Genomic DNA, 15,295 nt, shown 5'->3' on the forward strand with positions numbered 1-15,295 from the left:
GACACGGACGAGGCTTCACCCTAGTGTTGTTGACACATCATCATTAGGAGGAGTGCAGATCATGGCTAACACCACGAAGGACTGGGACGGCGACGCGAAGAACGCCTCCCCCGACGGCGAGTTCGTCCGCGACACCAGCTACATCGAAGACCGCATCGTCGCTGATCTTCCTGCCGGTTCCGAACCTAAGCCGACGCAGGAGCAGACGTTCCACTGGCCCGTCGAGAAGAACCGCTACCGCCTCATGGCCGCGCGTGCCTGCCCGTGGGCGCACCGCACTGTGATTACCCGCCGCCTTTTGGGGCTGGAAGACGCGCTGTCGCTCGGCCTGGCCGGCCCGACGCATGACTGGCGCTCCTGGGTCTTCGACTTAGATCCCGACGAGAAGGACCCCGCCACCGGGCTACACCGCCTGCGCGAGGCCTACCTCAACCGCTTCCCCGACTACCCGAAGGGCATTACGGTGCCGGCCATCGTCGAGATCTCCTCGCGCAAGGTGGTCACCAACGACTTCCCGTCGATCCCCATCGACTTCCAGCTACAGTGGCGCGAATTCCACCGCGCCGGCGCGCCGGATCTCTACCCCGAGCAGCACCGTGAGCGTATCGACGAGATGGCCGCGTGGCTGTTCAAGGAAGTCAACAACGGCGTCTACCGGTGCGGCTTCGCCGGCTCTCAGGAGGCTTATGAGTCGGCGTATGACCGCCTGTGGGAGGCCCTCGACTGGCTGGAGGATCACCTCGGAAAGCACCGCTTCTTGGTCGGCGATCACATCACCCTCGCCGACATCTACCTCTACCCCACCCTGGTGCGCTTCGATCCGGTCTACGTGGGGCACTTCAAGTGCTCGCGCAACCGGATCGCGCAGATGCCGAACCTCTGGAACTACCTCAAGGAGCTGTTCTCCCTGCCGGGCTTCGGCGATACCACCGACTTCCAGGAGATTAAGGAGCACTACTACTTCACGCACAGCGAGATCAACCCGACGCGCGTGGTGCCGGTGGGCCCGGATATGTCGCCGATCGTCGAGCCGCACGACCGGGATCGTTTCGGCGGCGCGCCTTTTGCCGAGGGCACGACGCTGCCGGGTCCGGTGCCGGCCGGTGAGGAAGTCAAACACCCGGAGCCCTTCCAGAAGTAACGAACGTCACGCCGACGTCTGATGTCTAGGCCGACATCGTTCCTGGTAAGAGGCCTATACCAAAATTCACTTAATCGAGGTGTTAATTCCATAGGCAGCATAGATTACAATCGCGTGCCATGAATGCAGAACCTCGTTGGCTTAACCCCGAGCAGGCGCAGACCTGGCTCGCGCTGTGGTCCGTCTTCGAATGGCTTCCTACCAGGTTGGAAGCGCAGCTGAAGCGGGATAGCGGAATCAATCTGCACGACTACTACGCCCTCGCGCAGATCTCAATGGCGCCCGAGAAAACCCTGACGATGACTAAGCTCGCCGCCTCCTGCGACATGTCCCCCCCTCGCGGCTCTCGCACATAGTGTCGCGTTTGGAAAACCGCGGCTGGGTACGCCGGCAGCCCTCCGAGGACGACCGACGCACCAACATCGCCAGCCTCACCGACGAGGGCCGGAAGTTCCTCCAAGAGGCCGCTCCCGGGCACGTCGAGCGGGTCCTCGAGCTCGTCTTCGACGGCCTTTCGGCGGAAGAGAACCTTCAGCTCGGCACGCTATTAGGAAAGATCCTGTCCCATCTCGATCCGCCGGCGCTGCCGCGCGTGACCTCGGCGGACGAGCGAGAGGACGAAGACGCAGAAGAAGAAGACTAACGCAGCCGCGAATTCGTCGCGCCTGCCCACTGGTTGATGCCGCCGTCGTGGGCGATGTCATCGATGGCTGCCAGCTCGTCGTCGCTGAAGGTGAGGTTATCCAGCGCGGAGAGGTTGGCGGTGAGCTGGTCGACGGACGAGGCGCCGATGACGGTGGAGGTGACGCGCTCGTCGCGAAGCACCCACGCCAGCGCCATCTGGGCGAGCGTCTGGCCGCGCTGGGCGGCCAGCTCGTTGAGGCGGCGGGCCATGTCGAGGTTGTCGTCGCTTAAGAAATCCTCGTCCAGCTTTCCCTCGCCAGCGCGGGAGCTAGCCGGCACGCCATCGAGGTAACGATCGGTCAGCAGCCCCTGCGCCAGTGGCGAAAACGCGATCACGCCGAGTCCATGGGCGGCGGTTTCCTCGAGCAGTGAACGCCCGTCTTCGCCCGGGTTTTCAATCCAGCGGTTCAGAATTGAATAGCTCGGCTGGTGCACCAGCAGTGGGACGCCTTCTTCCGCCATGATCCGGGCGGCTTTGGCCGTCAGTTCCGGGCCATACGAGGAGATGCCGACATACAAGGCCTTGCCGCAGCGCACGATATCGCGCAGGGCGTGCATCGTCTCCTCCAACGGGGTGTCCGGATCCGGACGGTGGTGGTAGAAGATATCGACATAATCCACACCCAGGCGCTCCAGCGACTGATCCAGCGAGCTCATCAGATACTTGCGCGAGCCGCCAAAACCATAAGGGCCGTCCCACATGTACCAGCCGGCTTTCGACGACAGCACCATCTCGTCGCGGTGATGGCGGAAATCCTGACGCAGGATGCGCCCGAAATTCTCCTCCGCCGACCCGGGCGGCGGGCCGTAGTTGTTCGCGAGATCGAAGTGGGTCACTCCCCTATCGAAGGCGGCGCGGATGATCTCGCGCTGGGTGGATACCGGCCGGTCGTCGCCGAAGTTGTGCCACAGACCCAAAGAGATCGGCGGAAGCACGAGACCGCTACGACCACACGGGCGAAACTGGGCGTGGTCGTAGCGGTCGGAGGCAGGCAGATAAGGCTCGAACATGCTCATGCGGCCATTGTGCGTCAGCCGCTGAAGCCTCTGCCACGATTAGATGCGAAACTAGTCGTCCTGCTTGAGGTCGGGGCGCTGGTCGGCGTCGAAACGCGAGTTACCGCTGGAGTCGAGGTCGTGGGCGACCTCTTCCTGGACGGACGGCCAGAGTTCCTTGCCGTCGACGAGCGAGCCCTTGGCCAGCTCGCGGACCTCCTGCTCCTGCTGCTTGCTCAGGCCTTCGTCCGGGTCGAGGTCGAGCTCGGCGAGCTGGGCGAGCTTCTTGCGGCGCGAGATCTCGGAGCTGATGCGCTTGCGGTTGCGCAGCCAGGAGATGCCCAGGGCGATGAGCATCGCGATGCCGATGTAGCCGATGAGCGGATAGACCCAGCCGATAAGGTCGGTGAAGCCAGCGAAGGAGATGACGAAGCCGATGAGGGTGACCACGATGAAGATGACGCGGAAGCGGCCCTCGTGCCCGGCGGAGAGGCGACGACCCAGGGCGTAGAACATGCCGATGGCGGTGTTGTAGATCATCGCGTAGAGGATCAGCGAGACGATCACGCCGATGGCCGGGTGCATGGAGTCGAAGACGGCGAGCAGCGGGAAGTCGTTGCCGTCGACCTCCGGCAGGTTGAAAAAGAGGATGAACGCCAGGATGGCCAGAAGGGCGGAGAACATGAAGCCGCCGAGGAGTCCGCCGACGCCGGCCTCGCGCGGGTTGAAGTAGTTGCCGCCGATCACGAGGATCATGGACAGACCCAGCATGAGCGCCATCGCGGTGTAGTTGACGGCGGACAGGATCCAGTTGCCCAGCACGCCCTGCGCCTCGTTCTGCTCGAGGGCCAGCGGCTCGAGCACGGAAGTATCGCTCGGCATGTTCAGGATGGTGATGATGCCGGCGGCGATCACGGCGATGATGATCAGCGGGGTGATCGCGGAGATCACGTTGGTGACCTTATCGACGTCCAGGAAACCAGACACGATGACGGCCACGACCATGATGAACGAGCCAAGCCAGGTGGGGGTGTCGAACTGCTGCTCTAGGTTGGAGCCGGCGCCGGCGAGCATCACGAAGCCGATGCAGAACAGGGTGAGCATCGTCGTGATGTCGAGGAAGCGCGAGACGATCGGGTGGGTGGCGTTACGAAACACCGTCGAGTGCTCGCCCGCTAAATAGTAGGAGCCAAGCTGGAAGAGCAGGCCGCCGGAGAGCGTCATGACGATGCCGGCGACGATCACACCGATCAGGCCCGAGTAGCCGAAAGCGATGAAGTACTGAATGACCTCCTGACCGGAGGCGAAGCCCGCACCGACCAAGAGGCCAACAAAGGCGAGGGCAATGGTAAGCGATTTTCTGACCATTGAAGGAGACCGTCCTCTGAATCATGGAAGACCGCCCTAGCCACGCCGAAAAACGTGGAGGGCGGAATCAATAGGTATTTACGGTTGAACTACCGTACCAGGCTAACAGCGTCTATCAACCGTAATCACAGCGGTTCCCGGAGTTGCTTTCATCACCCCTGCGTAATTCATACAGCTAATACACAGGAAAGGGGCACTGGTTTCCCAGTACCCCTTAATGATGGCTCCCATGTGTGGGCTGAAAGTGAAGTTAGTTCAACTTTTTAGCAATGAGCTGGTTGACCTGCTTCGGATCCGCCTTACCCTTCGTCGCCTTCATCACGGCGCCGACAATCGCCCCGGTGACCTTCTTGTTTCCGGCCCGGTACTTCTCGACGATATCCGGGTTCGCGGCCAGCGCCTCGTCGACGGCGGCCTCGATGGCGCCGTCGTCACGCACGACCTCGAGGCCCCGGTCGGCGACGACCTTATCGACGTCTCCCTCGCCCGCGAGCACTCCATCCACCGCCTGGCGGCCCATCTTCGTGGTCAGCTTGCCGTCGCGTACCAACTCGATGACGCGGGCGACCTGCGCCGGGGTGATCTCGAGGTCCGCCAGGTCGACCTCCTGCTCGTTGGCCTTGCCGGCCAGGTAGGACACCCACCAGGAGCGGGCCTCGTCGGCGGAGGCTCCGTGCTCGGTGGTCTCGATGATGAGATCGAGCGCTCCGGCATTGACCAGGTCACGCATCTCCTTATCGCCGATGCCCCACTCCTTTTGGATGCGGGCGCGGCGCAGCCACGGCATCTCCGGCAGGGTCTCGCGGATCTGCTCGACCCACTCGGCCGGCGCGTGCACCGGGGGCAGGTCCGGGTCGTTGAAGTAGCGGTAATCCTCCGCGGTCTCCTTCGGACGGCCCTTGGAGGTCGATCCGTCCGCCTCCTGGTAGTGGCGGGTCTCCTGGACGATCTCGCCGCCCTCGCTCAGCACCGCGGCTTGGCGCTGCATCTCGAAGCGGATGGCCTGCTCGACCGAACGCAGCGAGTTGATGTTCTTGGTCTCGGTGCGGGTGCCGAACTCCTTCTCGCCCACCGGACGCAGGGAGAGGTTGGCGTCGCAACGCATGGAGCCCTGATCCATCCGGGCATCGGAGACCCCGAGCGCGGCGACGAGCTCGCGCAGCGCGCCGACATAGGCCTTGGCGACCTCCGGGGCACGCTCGCCGGCGCCCTCGATCGGCTTGGTGACGATCTCAATGAGAGGCACGCCCGCGCGGTTGCAGTCCACCAGCGAGGCGGTGGCACCGTGGATGCGGCCCGAGGCGCCACCCAAGTGAGTGAGCTTGCCGGTATCTTCCTCCATGTGGGCGCGCTCGATCTCGACGCGCCACTCGGTGCCGTCCCCGAGGACGACGTCGAGGTAGCCGTCGTAGGCAATGGGCTCGTCATACTGCGAGATCTGGTAGTTCTTCGGCTGGTCCGGGTAAAAGTAGTTCTTCCGGGCGAAGCGCGAAGACTCCGCGATCGAGCAATTCAAGGCGAGCCCGATCTTGATGGCGTATTCCACGCCCTTCTCGTTGACGACCGGCAGCGCACCGGGAAGGCCCAGCGAGACCGGATCGACGTTAGAGTTCGGCTCATCACCGAACGCGGCCGACGAGGAGGAAAACATCTTCGTGCCGGTGGACAGCTCGACGTGGACCTCCAAGCCCATCACTGGGTCGTATTTTTCGAGGACCTCGTCAAAATCCATCAGATCATAGGTGGCTGCAGTCATGGCACACATCCTACCGCGCAGCCCGGGACGTGCGCGGCAGGGGCTCGTTCGGTGGCAGGGGTCTTTCGGCAGGGGCTTAGCCGAACATCCACTGGGCGAGCTCGTAGCGGTGCTGCGGCACTGTCTTAAGCTCGTCGACGGCATTGGCGAGATCGATGAGCTCGATCTCCTCACCGTGCAAGGCGACGCAGCTGCCGAACTTGCCCTCGTGTACAGCGCGGGCAGCATTCGCGCCGTAGCGGGTGGCGAGCACACGGTCATAGGCCGTCGGGGTGCCGCCGCGCTGGATGTGGCCGAGCACCGTAGTGCGCACGTCCTGGCCGACGCGGCGCTTGATCTCGTCGCCGATGAGCTGGCCCATGCCGACGAAGGTCTTGTGGCCGTACTGGTCGACCTCGCCCTCGTCGTAGTCGATGGTGCCCTCCTTCGGGGTCGCGCCCTCGGCGACGACGATGATGCCGTACTTCTCCCCCATCTGGAAACGGCGCTGCATGGCCTTGACGATCTCGTCGATGTCGAAGGGAACCTCCGGGATCACGGTGTAGTGCGCGCCACCGGCCATGCCCGCGTGCAGCGCGATCCAGCCGACGTGCCGGCCCATGACCTCAACGATCATCACTCGGTCATGCGACTCCGCGGTGGTGTGCAGACGGTCGATGGCGTCAGTAGCGACCGAGACGGCGGTGTCGAAGCCGAAGGTGTAGTCGGTGCCGTTGACGTCGTTGTCGATGGTCTTCGGGACGCCGACGACCGGGATGCCATTATCACTCAGCCACTTCGCACCCTTGAGGGTGCCCTCGCCGCCGATGGGGATCAGGGCGTCAATCCCGGCGTCCTCGAGGTTCGCCTTGATCTGGTCGAGGCCATTGCGGAACTTATCCGGGTGCAGGCGGCCGGTACCCAGAATAGTGCCGCCGCGCAGCAGGATACGGTCGATCTCCTCATCGTCGTACAGGTCGAGCCGGCGGTCCTCGAGCAGACCGACCCAGCCGTCCTGGTATCCGACGACCGTGGAGCCATACTCGGCGCTGGCGGTGCGGACAATGCTGCGGATGACGGCGTTCAGTCCGGGGCAGTCGCCTCCGGAGGTCAGGGTGGCAAGGCGCATGTCAGTTACTCTAACGCGTTTGCTGCTTCTCGGCCGGGCATACCCGGCGATCTAAACCATCCGGCGGCAATAAGCCCAGCAAAAACGACCCCGGCGAGCACGAACAGGGCGGGTGCGGCGCCGGCCGTCGCTAAGACCGCGCCGGTTATGGCGACGCCGACGACACCACCGAGCTGGCGGGAGGTGTTGTACACCCCGGAAGCGGCGCCCATGTCCGGGCCGGGGATGTCGCCGAGCACCGCCGCGGCGTTGGCGGCCCAGATGAAGGATTGGCCGAAACCGAGCCCGGTGACCGTGAGCACAATGAACCACAGCGGGGCATCGATATACATGCCGACGGCCATGCTGGTCAGGGCGATACCGAGGATCGTAAAGCCGATGAGGTGCATGGTTTTAGGTGGCACGCGATCAGACAGGATGCCGCAGATCGGTCCCATGACGAATCCGACCACAGCCATCGGGGCGGCGAACCAGCCGGCCGCATCCGCACCGAGGCCACGTACGTCCTGCAGCCACGCCATGAGCGGAATCAGGGTGGACGAGGCGACTACCCCCATCACGACGATGGTACCCACGCCGACGGAGAAGTTCCGCACGGAAAACAGCCGCAGCGGGATGAGCGCGCCCGGGCGACGCTGGCGCAAGAGAAAGGCGACGACGGCGGCGAGTCCGACGACACCGAGAAGGATCAGCGCGGGCGAATCGAGTCCCTCCTGGACGGCGGTGACGACAGCCGTAAGTCCCAGCAACGAGTAGAAGACGGACAGGGCGTCGATCGGCGTCTTATGCCGAATGCCGCGCGGGATCCACAGCGCCCCCAGGATGAGGGCGGCGATCCCCAGCGGCAGGTGCAGCCAGAAGATCGCGCGCCATCCACCGGAGGCGACGAGAATGCCGGCGAGCACCGGGCCGGTCAGCGCAGCCAGCGAGCCGACGACGCCCCAGGCACCGTAGGCGGCGCCACGTCGAGAGCGCGGGAAGACCTGGTTGATCACGGCCATGGTCTGCGGCATCAGCGCCGCCGCGCCCAAGCCCTGGATGAAGCGGCAGACGATGAGCAGCGTGATGCCTGAAGCACTCGCCGAGGCCACCGCCCCGGCGGTGAACACCGCGATGCCGCCGAGGAACAATCGACGGTGGCCGAAACGATCGCCGAGGCGGCCAGAGACCACCAGCGGCACCACCACCGCGAGCAGATACGCCGAGGACACCCAGGCGGCAGTGGCGTAGCCTACGTCGAACTCGGCGGCGATCGTCGGCAGCGCGACGGCGACAGTGGTCTGGTCCAGCAGGGACATGAAAAACCCGAGGCTGAGCGCCGCGAGCGCACGCCACGCTGCGGGGAGGTTGTGTTCGGTTTCTGCGGTCATCTCGATTCATCCTAGAGCGCTGAGCTGGTTCGAGCGGCAGGTATGGCAGGCCGGCTAAGCTCGAGGAATATGGCAATGATCGACATCAAGAAACCTGAAAACGTCAACACCGCTGCCGTGACCGCCCTGGGTCTGGTCGGCGGATGGCTCACCGCCCGTGAGACCGGCATCCGCCCGCTCGGCGGGGCGGTCCTGGCCGCCGCCGGTCTTTGGGCAGGGCGGAGCTGGGCCAAGAAGACGGATGCTCTGACCACCGCCGGTTTGAGCGCGCTGTATGTCGGCGCGTTCGGCGCCTCCCACCCGCTGGCAAAGAAGATCGGCTCCTGGCCGGCAGTGCTGGCCGTGACTGCCGTGACGTCTGGGGCGGCCTGGGCGGTCTCGGACCGAGCGTAGGGCTCTGCTGGGGTTTGGGCTTGGTTTGAGCTTGGTTTAGGTTTGTTGGGTTATAGTGCGCTAGCGCTGGTCGAAAGGAGCCACCCCTAAAGGCGTCCTGGTTTCGACCGCGTGAGACTCCTTTCTATGAGGGTCCTTTCGACCAGGCATCTGGTTAAACAGCGTTTAAGTTTCTGCTGTGACGGATGAGGTTAGTGCGTGGATTGGGGTGGCGCTCCTGGGTGCCGGAGGACCTTCGGTTAGCCCGCGTGCGTGTTGCGCTAGCGCTGGTCGAAAGGAGCCACCCCTAAAGGAGTCCTGGTTTCGACCGCGTGAGACTCCTTTCTATGAGGGTGCTTTCGACCACGACGATGTCGTTGTATGCGCCGAGCGTGTCGACCATGTAGACGCTCAGCGCGCGGATGGCCTCGAAGTTGAGCTTGAAGGTGGTGGCGTAGCCGAAGTCGGTCAAGTCGATCGCCTCGGCCGCGCCGGCATCCAGGTAGTGCATACGGTCCTTACCGGCGCGCATCAAGCCGTTGATCGCGCAGGACATGACGGTGGACTTGCCGGAGTTCATCAACGTGCCCAGCACCGCGATGACGCGCGGGCGCTGCCGCGGTGCGGAGAGCACCGGCAGGTTCGCGTACGGGGCGCAGGCGAGCAGGTTGACGATGCCGTTGTGATCGGCAAGTAGGCCGATGGGTTCAATCTCCGTGGGGCCGATGAGCTTGGCATGCATCTCGGTCGCCACGCCGGCTACTCCACCGGCGGCCACCAGGTGGCACGGACGCAGGTCCGCGGGCACCTGCGCCACGAACTGATCGGCGGCGTAGCGATCCCCGTAGGCGAGCGCCACCAGCTTCTCCGGCTACAGGATGGCCTTGCGGGAGGAGGGCGTCTCGACGCGCTTGTGGTTTTCGATGTGCGTGATCTTCGCGATGGCCACGTCGCCGACGCAGGAGTGGACTTCGGCACCCGCGATGAGGCGGAAGTCAGCCGGCGCGGCGGCCACCCTCTGTGAGACAAACCGGGTGGTGTAGGCGAACTGAATGGGCCCGGGCAGCGCGATCTCGCGGCGGGCGCCGGTCCAGGCCGCTTCGTTGGCGTCGAGGGCCGTGGTGGAGCGGACGGTGGTGCGGGGGCTGACCATGGCGGTCATGGTGGTGATCCTTTCGTCATCGCACGATCACCAGTATCGAACCGCCAGGCGAAACCTCCGTGAGGCTAGCGTGAAGCTTTCCTCATCGAACTAGCGCGCGAACTAGCGGGCCGCTTCGTAGGCGGCGCCGACGCGGTAGAGGCGGTCGTCGGCAAATGCCGGGGCCATCAGCTGCATGCCGGTGGGCAGCCCGTCGGCCGCGTCGGTGCCGGTGGGCACGGACATGCCCGGCAGGCCGGCGAGGTTGAGCGGCAGCGTCGACAGGTCGAAGTTGTACATCTTCAACGGGTCGTCGGTGAGCTCGCCGAGCTTCGGCGCGGTCGCCGGGGCGGTCGGGCCGACCAGGACGTCGGCGGCCTCGAAGGCCTTCGCGAAGTCCTGGGCGATGAGCTGGCGCACGCGCTGGGCCTGCAGGTAGTAGGCGTCGTAGTAGCCGACGCTCAGCGCGTAGGTGCCCAGCATGATGCGCCGCTTGACCTCTGGGCCGAAGCCCGCGGCGCGGGTCAGCGACATGACCTGCTCGGCGGAGTGGGTTCCGTCGTCGCCGACGCGCTGGCCGTAGCGCATGCCGTCGAAACGCGCGAGGTTGCTCGAGACCTCCGAGGGCAGGATGAGGTAGTAGGCGCTCAACGCGTCCTCGAAGTGCGGGCAGTCGACCTCGACGGTCTCGGCGCCCAGCTCGACGAGTTTTTCCACCGCGCGGTGGTAGTTCTCCAGCACGCCGTCCTGCCAGCCGTCGCGGTCGAACTGCTTGATCACGCCGACGCGCACGCCGGAGAGATCCCCGCGAGCCCCCTCGCGGGCGGCGGCCACGACTGGGGCGACGGGCTTATCGACGCTCGTCCCATCAAATCCGTCATGACCAGCGATAACCTCGTGCAGCAGCGCGGTGTCGAGCACCGTGCGCGCCGTCGGGCCGCCTTGGTCCAAAGAGGAGGCGCACGCGATCATGCCGTAGCGCGAGACGGTGCCATAGGTCGGCTTCACGCCGACGGTGCCGGTCAGCGCGGCCGGCTGGCGGATGGAACCGCCGGTGTCGGTGCCGATCGCCAGTGGGGTCTGGCCGGAGGCGAGCGCGGCCGCGGAACCGCCGCCCGAGCCGCCCGGGCTGTGCTCGATGTTGTGCGGGTTGCGGGTGACCTGGAAGGCGGAGTTTTCGGTGGTCGAGCCCATGGCGAACTCATCCAGGTTGGTCTTGCCGAGGATCGGGATGCCCGCCTCGCGCAGACGCTTGGTCACGGTCGCGTCATAGGGCGCGCGGTAGCCTTCGAGGATCTTGGATGCCGCGGTGGTCGGGGCATCGGTGGTGGTAAACAGGTCTTTCAGCGCCAGCGGCACGCCGGCCAGCGGGGAGGCCGGCTCCTCGCCGCTGGCGAGGGCCTGATCGACGGCGTCGGCGGCGGCGAGGGCCTCTTCGGCGCCCACGTGCAAGAAGGCGCCGATGGTCTCGTCGATCTCGGCGATGCGATCGAGGTGCGCCTGGGTGACCTCGCGCGAGGTGATGTCGCGGGCGTGGATCTTCTCGGCGAGCTCGGCGGCGGTCAGCGAGGTGAGTCCCTCGGTGGGCGTGGTGTAGTCCGTCATTGCTTATTGACCGTCCTCTCCGAGAATCTGCGGGACCATGAAACGCTGATCCTCCACCGCCGGGGCCTGGTCGAGGGCCTGTTCGGCGGTGAGGGTGGGCACGACCTCGTCGCTACGCATGGCGGCGGGGATCGAGTGCGGGTGGCTCATCGGCTCCACGCCGTCGGTATCGACGTTCTGCACGGCCTTGACCGTGGCGACGATGTCGTCGATCTGCTCGGCGTAGTGGTCGAGCTCCTCCTCGCTCAAGGCGAGGCGGGAGAGCTTCGCGAGGTGCGCTACCTCGTCACGCGTGATCTCGGGCACGATTACCTATCCTTCATGGCTTACAGTTGGTTACGTCCGACATGGTACTGCACTCACCCCGCGCGCCGAGCGCCGCCTCGGGTGCCCCTGAGCATTGAAAAACTGTGGTTCACCTCATACAGTATGTGTGCTGAGAAGCTAACCTCACTCGCTGGAGTCATTTCGTGTCCTTTTTGATCCGAGTCCAACTTCCCGACGAACCGGGCGCACTCGGAGCCCTCGCGGAAGCCTTCGGTAGTGCTGACGCGAACATCCGGTCCGTCGACGTCGTCGAGGCCACCGACGGCTTCGTCATCGACGACATCGTGATCGAGCTGCCGCAGGGGCGGATGGCCGATGAGCTCATTACGGCCTCGAATAGCGTCCCCGGCACCGAGGTCGATTCGATCCGGCCTTTTTCCGGGCGGGTGGATCGCCGCGGCCAGATCACCATGCTCGCCGATATCGCCCGCGCGGGTGGGAATCGCACGCGCGCCGTCGAGACCTTCGTGCCCGTGATGCCGCGCACCATGACCGCCTCGTGGGCGCTCGTGCTCGACACCGAAGGCGAGGTGCGCCGGCTGGCGGCCTCCGAGGCCGCGCCGGAAGAAGACGGTTCGGTGCCCGCTGACATCGAGATCGCGCACTCGCGCCCGCTCGATCCGGAGGGCAGCGATGCCTGGGTGCCCGAGTCGTGGACCGTGCTTGAGACCGCGCTGGCCGCCGCGCCGCTGGCCGATACCGGGCTGCTGCTGGTCATCGGGCGTCTCGGCGGGCCGGATTTCTTGGCCAGCGAGGTCTCGCACCTCGGCGAGGTGGCCACCATCATCGGCGCGCTGCTGGACTAGCCCACCTAGTCGATGCCGCCGGTCTCCAAAAGCTTGTCGAACTGCGCCTCATCCAGGATGGTCACGCCGAGATCGCGGGCCTTCTGCTCCTTCGAGCCGGCGTTTTCGCCGACCACGACGTAGTCGGTCTTCTTCGACACCGACCCGCTCGCCTTGCCCCCGCGCGCCAGGATCGCCTCCTTGGCCTTATCCCGGCTGTAGTTCTCCAGCGTTCCGGTGACCACGAGGGTGAGCCCCTCGAGGGTCTGCTCGGCACGCTCGGACTGATCGTCTTCCATGGAGACCCCGGCGCGCTCCCAAGCCTCGACGATAGCGACGTGCCAATCCACCTCGAACCACGCCTTGAGCGATTCCGCGATGATCTGGCCGACGCCGTCGGTCTCCGCGAGGTCTGCGGCACTGGCCTCCCGCAGCGCGCGCATCGATCCATAGCGGGCGGCGAGGGCGCGGGCGGCGGTCGGGCCGACGTGCCTGATCGACAATGCGACGAGCACGCGCCACAGCTCGGTGTGCCGCGCGCTCTCCAGGTGCTCGAGGAGCTTCTTGCCGGTGGCGTTCACGGTGCCTTTGGTGGTGGTGTAGACGCGCGTCTGCTCGAGTGCGGCGGTGTCGAGGTCGAACAGACCGGCTTCGTCGTTAAGCACCCCGCTGCGGATGAGATCGAGCGCGCCCTTCTCCCCCAGCGCCTCGATGTCGAAGGCGCCGCGACCGGCGATATACGTCAGCCGCGCGACCAGCTGCGCCGGACAGAAGCGGGCGTTCGGGCAGTGCCAGTCGGCGTCGCCCTCGCGCTGCGGGGCGAGCCGCGTGCCGCACGAGGGGCACAGCGTGGGGAAACGGTAGGTGCGCTCGGTGCCGTCTCGCTTCTCGACGACCGGGCCCAACACCTCCGGGATGATCTCGCCGGCTTTGCGGATGATCACGGTATCGCCGATGAGCACTCCCTTGCGCTCGACCTCGGACTGGTTGTGCAGGGTAGCCATGGAGACCGTCGACCCGGAGACCAGCTTCGGCACCAGCCACGCGAAAGGGGTGACCCTACCGGTGCGCCCTACGCCGACCATGATGTCGCGCAGCGGGGTGGAGACCTCCTCCGGCGGGTACTTGTAGGCGATCGCCCAGCGCGGCGCGCGCGAGGTCGCGCCGTAGCCACGCTGCTCGGACAAGGAATTAACCTTGATAACGACGCCGTCCATCTCAAATTCCGCGTCGTGGCGATGCTCCGCCCAGTAGGCGACTTTCTCCTGCACCGCCTTGGTATCGGTCACCCTTTCGGTGTAGGGGCTGACCGGCAGGCCGTACTCGGCGAGCATGCGGTAGGCCTCGTGCTGCGAGTCGACGTCGAAGCCCTCGCGCGCGCCGATGCCGTGGGCGACGAAACGCAGGCGCCGCTTCTTCACCTCGGCAGTGTTCTTCTGGCGTAAGCCCCCGGCCGCGGTGTTGCGCGGGTTGGCGAAAGGCTCCGGCTTCTTCGGCTGCCGCCGGCCCTGGTCGCGCGCCTTCTCGGAGGTCTTCACCCAGGCCTCGTGGCGCTCGGCGTTGATCTCGTGGAAGTCCTCGGGGCGGATGTAGATCTCGCCGCGCACCTCGATGAGCGCTGGGGCGTCGCCCTTCAACTCGTGCGGGATGGTGTCGATGACCCGTGCGTTGGCGGTGATGTCCTCACCGATGCGGCCATCGCCGCGGGTGGCGGCGCGCTCGAGCACGCCGTCGCGGTAGACGAGGTCGATGGAGACCCCGTCGACCTTGAGCTCGGTGAGATAGGCCTCAGCTGGGGTGCGGCTAAGCCAGTCGTCGAGCTCGGCGGCGTCGAAGACGTTATCGAGGCTCATCATCCGCTCGAGGTGCTTGACGTTGGCGAAGCTCGACTCTTCCGGGGCAGGTGCGCCCACCTCGCGGGTAGGAGATGCCGACGTCGCCAGTTCCGGGTACTGGTTTTCGATCTCCTGCAGCTCGCGGAAGAGCGCGTCGAAATCCGCGTTCGGGATCTCGGGGCGGCCGTTGTAGTAGAGGTCGCGGTGGCGGCGGATCTCATCGGCCAGCTCGCTCCACCGGCGGTGCACATCCGGGTCAATCGAAGGCTCAATCACTTCACCGAGGATAGCCGTTGCGGAGTTTTCCAACATTCTGTATTTTTAGAATCATGGAATTGATAGAGCGGCTCAGCGCCATCGAAGAAAGGCTCGCGGCGTTGGAAACCAGCGCGCCGCCTCACCGGGACACTAGCGGCGATCTCTGGGTGCTCGACAACCTCGTCGATTCCGTCGGCTTCGCCGGCGATGTCCGCACCGGCGCCAGCCACGCGCAGTACCAGTGGCAGCGGGATACCACCACGCTTCTCGGCGAAGACTGGGCCCCACACATCACCCGCCTCGCCGCCCTCGCCCACCCCATACGCGGCCACATCCTGCGCCGGCTCCTCGAGGGGGACGCGACCGTCGGTGATCTCGTCGACGAGGAGATCGCCACCTCTACCGGCACCGCCTATCACCACCTCGACGCACTGCATGCCGGCGGTTGGGTATCCAAAGCCGCCGGCGGGCGCTGGCATGTGCGCGCTGCGCGCGTCGTTCCCTTGCTCACCATCATCTCCGCCACCGAGGATCACTGATGAGTAGCCG

16 protein-coding genes are annotated in these 15,295 nt (G+C 65.5%); 6 read left to right on the forward strand and 10 right to left on the reverse strand.

Features of this window, described 5'->3' with window-relative positions; genetic code table 11:
- Positions 1 to 61: 61 nt before the first annotated feature.
- The 3 genes from C3B44_RS06620 (at position 62) to C3B44_RS11930 (ending at position 1,784) form a co-directional block, all read left to right on the forward strand.
- Complete coding sequence (locus C3B44_RS06620; protein ID WP_108432597.1) at positions 62 to 1,141, forward strand: glutathione S-transferase family protein; 1,080 nt, start codon at positions 62 to 64, stop codon at positions 1,139 to 1,141.
- A gap of 119 nt (positions 1,142 to 1,260) precedes the next feature.
- On the forward strand, positions 1,261 to 1,497 hold the full coding sequence (locus tag C3B44_RS11925) for a hypothetical protein (protein ID WP_235840354.1): 237 nt from the start codon (positions 1,261 to 1,263) through the stop codon (positions 1,495 to 1,497).
- Positions 1,497 to 1,784, forward strand: coding sequence for a MarR family winged helix-turn-helix transcriptional regulator (locus C3B44_RS11930; protein WP_235840355.1), 288 nt, complete (start codon positions 1,497 to 1,499; stop codon positions 1,782 to 1,784). Before C3B44_RS11925 ends, C3B44_RS11930 begins: the two co-directional genes overlap by 1 nt.
- Here the strand turns inward: C3B44_RS11930 and mgrA are convergent.
- The 5 genes from mgrA to C3B44_RS06650 all read right to left on the reverse strand — a co-directional run bounded on the left by mgrA (position 1,781) and on the right by C3B44_RS06650 (position 8,423).
- Positions 1,781 to 2,836, reverse strand: a complete 1,056-nt coding sequence (mgrA, locus tag C3B44_RS06630) for an L-glyceraldehyde 3-phosphate reductase (RefSeq protein ID WP_412841938.1) — start codon at positions 2,834 to 2,836, stop codon at positions 1,781 to 1,783. The genes C3B44_RS11930 and mgrA overlap by 4 nt on opposite strands.
- A 57-nt stretch (positions 2,837 to 2,893) precedes the next feature.
- Positions 2,894 to 4,189 (reverse strand): YkvI family membrane protein, encoded by a 1,296-nt coding sequence (locus tag C3B44_RS06635; RefSeq protein WP_108431682.1) that lies wholly within the window; start codon positions 4,187 to 4,189, stop codon positions 2,894 to 2,896.
- A gap of 250 nt (positions 4,190 to 4,439) precedes the next feature.
- Positions 4,440 to 5,954 (reverse strand): Asp-tRNA(Asn)/Glu-tRNA(Gln) amidotransferase subunit GatB, encoded by a 1,515-nt coding sequence (gatB, locus tag C3B44_RS06640; protein ID WP_199222377.1) that lies wholly within the window; start codon positions 5,952 to 5,954, stop codon positions 4,440 to 4,442.
- Positions 5,955 to 6,021: 67 nt separating this feature from the next.
- Complete coding sequence (locus C3B44_RS06645; RefSeq protein ID WP_108431684.1) at positions 6,022 to 7,053, reverse strand: 6-phosphofructokinase; 1,032 nt, start codon at positions 7,051 to 7,053, stop codon at positions 6,022 to 6,024.
- A gap of 5 nt (positions 7,054 to 7,058) precedes the next feature.
- Positions 7,059 to 8,423: a DHA2 family efflux MFS transporter permease subunit gene (locus C3B44_RS06650; protein WP_108431685.1), complete on the reverse strand. Its 1,365-nt coding sequence runs from the start codon at positions 8,421 to 8,423 to the stop codon at positions 7,059 to 7,061.
- Between the two features lie 69 nt (positions 8,424 to 8,492).
- On the opposite strand from C3B44_RS06650, the gene C3B44_RS06655 reads away from it, so the two are divergent.
- The gene (locus tag C3B44_RS06655; protein ID WP_108431686.1) at positions 8,493 to 8,816 is read left to right on the forward strand and encodes a hypothetical protein; all 324 of its coding nucleotides are present in this window, start codon (positions 8,493 to 8,495) and stop codon (positions 8,814 to 8,816) included.
- A gap of 286 nt (positions 8,817 to 9,102) precedes the next feature.
- Here the strand turns inward: C3B44_RS06655 and C3B44_RS06660 are convergent, their stop codons facing one another.
- The 4 genes from C3B44_RS06660 to gatC all read right to left on the reverse strand — a co-directional run bounded on the left by C3B44_RS06660 (position 9,103) and on the right by gatC (position 11,847).
- A complete protein-coding gene (locus C3B44_RS06660) occupies positions 9,103 to 9,654 on the reverse strand; it encodes a hypothetical protein (RefSeq protein WP_108431687.1) in 552 nt (183 codons plus the stop codon).
- 12 nt (positions 9,655 to 9,666) lie between these two features.
- Entirely contained in the window at positions 9,667 to 9,957 is a 291-nt protein-coding gene (locus C3B44_RS06665; protein WP_108431688.1) for a hypothetical protein, read from the reverse strand.
- A 102-nt stretch (positions 9,958 to 10,059) separates the two neighbouring features.
- On the reverse strand, positions 10,060 to 11,541 hold the full coding sequence (gene gatA / locus C3B44_RS06670; protein WP_108431689.1) for an Asp-tRNA(Asn)/Glu-tRNA(Gln) amidotransferase subunit GatA: 1,482 nt from the start codon (positions 11,539 to 11,541) through the stop codon (positions 10,060 to 10,062).
- 3 nt (positions 11,542 to 11,544) lie between these two features.
- Positions 11,545 to 11,847 carry an Asp-tRNA(Asn)/Glu-tRNA(Gln) amidotransferase subunit GatC gene (gene gatC, locus C3B44_RS06675; protein ID WP_108431690.1) on the reverse strand — a complete coding sequence of 101 codons (303 nt, stop codon included), beginning with the start codon at positions 11,845 to 11,847 and terminating at the stop codon, positions 11,545 to 11,547.
- 164 nt (positions 11,848 to 12,011) lie between these two features.
- On the opposite strand from gatC, the gene C3B44_RS06680 reads away from it, so the two are divergent.
- Positions 12,012 to 12,674 carry an ACT domain-containing protein gene (locus C3B44_RS06680; protein ID WP_108431691.1) on the forward strand — a complete coding sequence of 221 codons (663 nt, stop codon included), beginning with the start codon at positions 12,012 to 12,014 and terminating at the stop codon, positions 12,672 to 12,674.
- Positions 12,675 to 12,679: 5 nt separating this feature from the next.
- On the opposite strand, the gene ligA is transcribed toward C3B44_RS06680, so the two are convergent.
- Positions 12,680 to 14,800 (reverse strand): NAD-dependent DNA ligase LigA, encoded by a 2,121-nt coding sequence (ligA, locus tag C3B44_RS06685; RefSeq protein WP_108431692.1) that lies wholly within the window; start codon positions 14,798 to 14,800, stop codon positions 12,680 to 12,682.
- Positions 14,801 to 14,817: 17 nt separating this feature from the next.
- On the opposite strand from ligA, the gene C3B44_RS06690 reads away from it, so the two are divergent.
- Positions 14,818 to 15,285 carry an ArsR/SmtB family transcription factor gene (locus C3B44_RS06690; RefSeq protein ID WP_108431693.1) on the forward strand — a complete coding sequence of 156 codons (468 nt, stop codon included), beginning with the start codon at positions 14,818 to 14,820 and terminating at the stop codon, positions 15,283 to 15,285.
- The last annotated feature ends 10 nt before the right edge of the window (positions 15,286 to 15,295 follow it).

This window comes from Corynebacterium yudongzhengii, from assembly GCF_003065405.1.
Taxonomy (GTDB): domain Bacteria; phylum Actinomycetota; class Actinomycetes; order Mycobacteriales; family Mycobacteriaceae; genus Corynebacterium; species Corynebacterium yudongzhengii.

Excerpts from the sequence above, each read along its gene's own strand:
- C3B44_RS06620 (WP_108432597.1), top strand. The coding sequence starts at position 62 with ATGGCTAACACCACGAAGGACTGGGACGGCGACGCGAAGAACGCCTCC.
- C3B44_RS11925 (WP_235840354.1), top strand. The coding sequence starts at position 1,261 with ATGAATGCAGAACCTCGTTGGCTTAACCCCGAGCAGGCGCAGACCTGG.
- mgrA (WP_412841938.1), bottom strand. The coding sequence starts at position 2,836 with ATGTTCGAGCCTTATCTGCCTGCCTCCGACCGCTACGACCACGCCCAG.
- C3B44_RS06635 (WP_108431682.1), bottom strand. The coding sequence starts at position 4,189 with ATGGTCAGAAAATCGCTTACCATTGCCCTCGCCTTTGTTGGCCTCTTG.
- gatB (WP_199222377.1), bottom strand. The coding sequence starts at position 5,954 with ATGTGTGCCATGACTGCAGCCACCTATGATCTGATGGATTTTGACGAG.
- C3B44_RS06645 (WP_108431684.1), bottom strand. The coding sequence starts at position 7,053 with ATGCGCCTTGCCACCCTGACCTCCGGAGGCGACTGCCCCGGACTGAAC.
- C3B44_RS06650 (WP_108431685.1), bottom strand. The coding sequence starts at position 8,423 with ATGACCGCAGAAACCGAACACAACCTCCCCGCAGCGTGGCGTGCGCTC.
- C3B44_RS06655 (WP_108431686.1), top strand. The coding sequence starts at position 8,493 with ATGGCAATGATCGACATCAAGAAACCTGAAAACGTCAACACCGCTGCC.
- C3B44_RS06665 (WP_108431688.1), bottom strand. The coding sequence starts at position 9,957 with ATGACCGCCATGGTCAGCCCCCGCACCACCGTCCGCTCCACCACGGCC.
- gatA (WP_108431689.1), bottom strand. The coding sequence starts at position 11,541 with ATGACGGACTACACCACGCCCACCGAGGGACTCACCTCGCTGACCGCC.
- ligA (WP_108431692.1), bottom strand. The coding sequence starts at position 14,800 with ATGTTGGAAAACTCCGCAACGGCTATCCTCGGTGAAGTGATTGAGCCT.
- C3B44_RS06690 (WP_108431693.1), top strand. The coding sequence starts at position 14,818 with ATGGAATTGATAGAGCGGCTCAGCGCCATCGAAGAAAGGCTCGCGGCG.